General features: G+C 70.3%; 4 protein-coding genes. 1 reads left to right on the top strand and 3 read right to left on the bottom strand.

The window, feature by feature from the left end; genetic code table 11:
- Positions 1–145: 145 nt before the first annotated feature.
- Positions 146–1,405: a hypothetical protein gene (locus tag ACIQOV_RS30665; RefSeq protein WP_401053870.1), complete on the top strand. Its 1,260-nt coding sequence runs from the start codon at positions 146–148 to the stop codon at positions 1,403–1,405.
- Between the two features lie 12 nt (positions 1,406–1,417).
- Here the strand turns inward: ACIQOV_RS30665 and ACIQOV_RS30660 are convergent, their stop codons facing one another.
- The 3 genes from ACIQOV_RS30660 to ACIQOV_RS30650 form a co-directional block, all read right to left on the bottom strand.
- Positions 1,418–2,047, bottom strand: coding sequence for an RloB family protein (locus ACIQOV_RS30660; protein WP_401053871.1), 630 nt, complete (start codon positions 2,045–2,047; stop codon positions 1,418–1,420).
- A complete protein-coding gene (locus ACIQOV_RS30655) occupies positions 2,001–3,323 on the bottom strand; it encodes an ATP/GTP-binding protein (protein WP_401053868.1) in 1,323 nt (440 codons plus the stop codon). The genes ACIQOV_RS30660 and ACIQOV_RS30655 overlap by 47 nt, the downstream gene beginning before the upstream one ends.
- Positions 3,324–3,509: 186 nt before the next feature.
- On the bottom strand, positions 3,510–3,968 hold the full coding sequence (locus tag ACIQOV_RS30650) for a hypothetical protein (RefSeq protein ID WP_401053867.1): 459 nt from the start codon (positions 3,966–3,968) through the stop codon (positions 3,510–3,512).
- Positions 3,969–4,125: the final 157 nt, after the last annotated feature.

The following is a 4,125-nucleotide window of genomic DNA, read 5'->3' as shown; positions in this document are numbered from 1 at the left end:
GACGCCGCCCCGCCCCTCCCGGGGGCGCGTTGCCCCACGCGTGCACCGACTGCCGGCCCGGGCCGCGACGTCCGGACGTAGCGGACCGCCCATCCACCCCTACGCTGAGTAGCGACCCATCGACACATGCCGGAAGGACCCGCCCGTGCGCCGCTCCCGCCTCGCGTTGTCCCTGGTCCTGACCACCGTGGTCGCCTCCGGCCTGGTCGCCGTCGACACCGTTCAGGACGAGCCCTACCTGTCCGTCAGCCTGCCGGTGCTCCGCGACCCGCAGGCCCAGCAGCTGCTCCACCGCATGACGGACCCGGTGCAGGACTGGGTCGAGTCCGGGGATCCGGCGGCCGTCGGCTATGCCGGGACGGTGATCGACCCGGCGAATCAGCGCGCCGACATCTACTGGAAGGGCGAGGCCCCGGCCGAGGTCCGTTCCCTGCTCGACGCGAACGCCGCGAGCGCCGGCCCCGGCTACACCGTCGACGTCCACCGGAGCCCGTACTCCCGCGCCGAGATGCGCGCCGCGATCGACCGGTTCACCGCCGGCGTGGCGCGCGACGCGTGGACGTCGATCGGCCCGCAGGAGGACGGCACCGCCATCGCGATCACGTACGCGCGGGCGAAGGCGAAGCAGCTGACCGGCGGTGACACGGCCGTGCAGGCGTACTCCCGGCAGGCCGCCGAGATCGCCGGGATGCCGGTGACGGCCGGCGTCGAGGAGACCCCGGTCGCGCTGTCCGGCAGCCGGCACTCCGACAGCGCGCCGCACTACGCGGGTGCCGAGGTGAGCACCGGAAAGGCGTCGTTCTGCTCGACGGCGTTCAGCGGCTGGAAGGGCGGGACGAAGGTGCTGCTGACCGCCGCGCACTGCGGCGGCGGCCGGTACTACAACGGCACCGGGAGCTACATCGGCGACCTGTCCTCGGTCGGGGACGGCCTGGACGTCGGCATGATCGCGATCAGCGGGAGCGGCGGCGGCCGGTTCTACGACGGCGCCTGGTCGGACAGGGGCGGCTCGTCCCGGCACACGTACGGGGCCGGACGGAACAACGTCGGGGACCTGATCTGCCTCAGTGGTGCCCAGTCGGGGTGGAAGTGCGACGTGCAGATCAAGCGGGTCGACGTGGAGACGACGAACGACGAGGGCACGAGGATCAAGCCGGTCGACGTCGCGGAGTCGAAGGGCGGCGACCGCCGGGCGATCGCCGCGAAGGGCGACAGCGGCGGCCCGGCACTGGCGAACCCGTCCGGCCCGAACGGCGACATGGAGGCCCGCGGCGTGATCGTGGCCGCCCGGTCGGAGGTCGGCTGCCCGGCCGGATCCACGGCGCACCCGACGACCTGCTACGCGCAGGTGATGTACGTGCCGATGACCCCGGTGGTGAACCGGATGGGCTTCTCGCTCTCCTGACCCGGGGGCCCTTCACGGCTGTGCCTCGCCACCTCCGATGGCGAGCGCGAGCTTCCACATGCCGGTGGACGGGTTGACCTCGTGTTCCTTCCCTGATTCGGCCAGTTGTTTCGCCCGACTCGCAGCCAGCCGCCAGCGCGGCGCGTAGAGGTCGAACTTCATGCCGGTCTTCCCGTACCCGGCCGGGAACGCCTCATCAAGGGCCGGCATGAGCTGCTTGAACGATTGAGCCGGACGGCGATAGTCCTTGAAGTGCAGCAGGAGCCACACCTCGAAGCAGGGGTTGGAGAACGCCACCTCGATGTTCTTCTTCCGCGCCTCGACTGCCGTCTGCCCCAGGTTGGGAAATTCATCGACGTCGAGCACGCACCACGTCGCGTCGTACTCGCCGTCCGCTTGGTCACGCAGGAGCACCGCGTGATCGACGACCTGGGAGGGCGACCTCGGGCATTCGACGATCTTCAGCGAAACGGCTGGATTCCGGGCACTCGACTTGAGCCCCTGAAGGTAGTCGCGCTCGGTCACCTTCGCGCCGCAGACGACCAGCAGGCGCTGCCGCGACTCCCGATGCCCCGCCCGCCTGGTCAGTGACGTGTCAAAATTGGGACGCTTGCTTCCGCTCGGCTTCGCCGCCCTTGCCATCTTCATCCCCCCGCGCCGCCACGGCGCTGGCAAAATCGTCGTCGATGTACGGCACGCCGCCGTAGCTCCCGCTGAGGTACCGCCGCTCGCGGTTCTCCTCCTGGCGCGGCTTGAAGTCGGCGAGGGCGAAGAGCTCCGTCTCACCGTGCTCGTTCTTCTCCACGAACCAGACCTGGTCCCGCCGCAGGATCTCCTCCCCGCCGGTCCGGCCGAGCAGACTGGAGTCGTGCGAGGTGAAGATCAACTGGGCGCCGTTCGGATTGGTGGCGGAATCCTGGAAGAGCCCGATCAGGCGTGCGGTGAGAACCGGGTGGAGGCTCGAATCGATTTCGTCCACCACGAAGGTTCCACCCCGTCGGAGCGCCCCCGTGATGAGGGGTGCTTGCCGCAGCAGAACCTGTGTTCCCTCGGACTCCTCGGACACGTCCATCCTGACGATCCCGTCGCGCCCGCGATGTCCTATCCACGGGCGCATGACCTCGCGCGGCCCGTTCTCTTCGAGGCCTGCCAACCGCCACTCCGGAATGCGCGCACCGTAGCGCTTCCGAAGCTCCCCCTCGTCTTCCAGCACGCGCTCGGTGCCGCAATCGGCGATCCCGAGGTCCGCGGCACGCAGCAGCTCGATGAACTCCGGGTACCGGTCCGGGTTTTCGAGGATTCGCGCAGCCCCGAGGCGGCCCGCGCCGCCCGGCAGCCGTCGGCTGAACTGGAGGCTCCGGGCGAACCAGTCGTACACCGGACGGAAGTCGTCCTGCCGGGATCGCGCCGCGAGGGACATGAAGAGGACATTGGGTTCGGTGATGTTCTCGACCAGCTCCAGCTCTCGCCGGTGCTGCGAGTCACCGATCTCCACCCCGTCGGCCGAACGCTCGAAGATCTTGCGCTTCCTGCCGCGGGGAAAGCTGTGCAGCCACTCGTCGACCACCCGGTCGTCGTCAACGCTGAACCCGTAGGTGTAGCGGATCCCGTCGATCAGCAGGTCCACCACGTACCAGGACGGTTCCCTGCGCGCCGCCTCTTCGAGACGGAAGGGCTGCCGGGCCACACCACCGTCCGGCTCCGCGTCCCGATGCGAGTTGACGACCATCCTGCTCATGTATGCCAGGGCATCGATCACGTTCGACTTGCCGGCGGCATTGGCCCCGAAGATGCCTGCCACGGGGACCGCTTCCCAGTGCGTCCCCGGCGGCCTGTCCGCTTCATAGACCGGGTTGAGCTGGAGCGATTGCTCGTCTCTGATCGAGCGGTGGTTCGCGACCCTGAAGTTCAGCAACATCTGTGATCCCCCCTTCGCGGGCTGTCAGGCCTTTCTGCGCAAGTGAATCGCGCAAACAGGCCTTCGGCAAGCCTGAACAGGCTGCCGCAGGCCAGTGGCGCCCGCCCTGAAGCGCGAGAAGTCGGCCCACCCGACTTCTCGGGCAACATCGGCGTCACGCTGTTCAGCCGGAGGATCCGAGAACGGTCACCGCGTGGCCGGGTGCAAGCGTCCGATCGGCCAGCGCGGGCCGGTGTCCGGGTCGCCCTGCCACGCCCACTGGGAGTCGGGGGTGACGGTGACGCCGTAGTCGTACAGGTCGGGACGCCCCAGGTCCTCCCACTGGGACCAGGCGGCCAGCAGTTCGTCGCCGAGGCGGCGCGGCCCGCCCTGGAGGAGCAGCGGCCGACCGTCCGTGCCCGGGCGGATCTCGGCCCATGAGCGGTCCCCGTCGTGGACCAGGGCGGCCGGCCCGTCCGCGCTCTGTTCGGTGAACAGCACGGCCTCCGGGACGGCGACGCGCAGCGCGAACCGGAGGTGCCAGTCCTCCGGGCCGGCCGGGTCGCGGTCCAGTGCCCGGCGGGTCTCGGGTTCGGCGTCCCCACGCACCTGCGCGTACGCGGCGGGGCCGGTGCTCGGCTGGGCCGGGCCGGTCCGGTCGCCCATGAACTGGGCCAGGCCGTGGACCCAGCCGTGGGCGGCGGCACCGTCGTCGGCGACGGTGAGGGCGACGTACCCCAGCCGGCCCTCCCGCCTACTTCACCGACACCGAGCCCGCCGCCCGGGCCCGGATCGAGCAGGTCGTCCAGGGCAAGGCCGGCCG

It is taken from the genome of Kitasatospora sp. NPDC091257, assembly GCF_044757675.1.
GTDB lineage: Bacteria > Actinomycetota > Actinomycetes > Streptomycetales > Streptomycetaceae > Kitasatospora > Kitasatospora lactacystinica.
The sequence above is the reverse complement of the archived record's forward strand: the minus strand, read 5'-3'. Positions and strand labels throughout refer to the sequence as shown.